Raw genomic sequence first — 677 nt, 5'->3', positions numbered from 1 at the left:
GCTCGACGAAATCGCGACGAGAAGGGCCTGACGCGATCGCCTATCGGGCTGAGCGGAGTCCAGCTTCGTCGTGCGACCCCGCGCTGGTCAAGCCCACGGAGACTAATGCGGTTCGGCTGCTGGATACCGAGAGCGTCGGATACGGAGAGCGCATTCGTCGGATCGACGCGAGGCGGTCCGCAGACCTTCGGTGTGAGTTCAACGATCGAACAAGAACTAAGCAGCGCAGGGACGAACCGGATCCCGTGGCCCTCCTATCGTCTCTCACTCGGGATTTAACTGAACAGGACGGGCGGAAGATTGCGACGATCGTGTCGACGATGACCGTCGGACTCCCGGTCTATACAGCGCTCATGTCTCTCACCGGCGTAATCGATATTCCGACGACGGCCCGCTTCCTCGCGATCACGTCGCTCATCGGGTTCGCGATGTCACTGCTGATGATATTTGCCTATCTGTTGGGGAACAAGGTCACCGCCTGACGGAGTCAGGCGATCCTGACCGGGCTTACGCCGGATCGAACAGCGTCTCGCCCTCGACCATGTGCTCCTCGACGGTGTCCAGATCGAGCGTGAGACCGAGGCCCGGCTTCTCCGGCACCTCGATGTAGCCGTCCTCGATCACGTCCTCCTCGACGAGGTCCTCCCACCAGCCCAGCTCGTAGGAGTGGTACTCGA

1 protein-coding gene and 1 pseudogene are annotated in these 677 nt (G+C 61.4%); one reads left to right on the top strand and one right to left on the bottom strand.

Annotated features, from left to right (window positions below):
* The coding region (locus tag EXE42_RS19730) for a hypothetical protein (RefSeq protein WP_206750747.1) at positions 1–482 on the top strand (482 nt) is incomplete at its 5' end.
* Between the two features lie 25 nt (positions 483–507).
* Here the strand turns inward: EXE42_RS19730 and EXE42_RS16280 are convergent.
* A pseudogene (locus EXE42_RS16280) lies at positions 508–677 on the bottom strand (mandelate racemase/muconate lactonizing enzyme family protein); the annotation flags it as partial.

This window comes from Halorubrum sp. SP3 (genome assembly GCF_005435195.1).
Lineage (GTDB): Archaea > Halobacteriota > Halobacteria > Halobacteriales > Haloferacaceae > Halorubrum > Halorubrum sodomense.
This window is presented reverse-complemented; position numbering and strand designations above follow the sequence as displayed.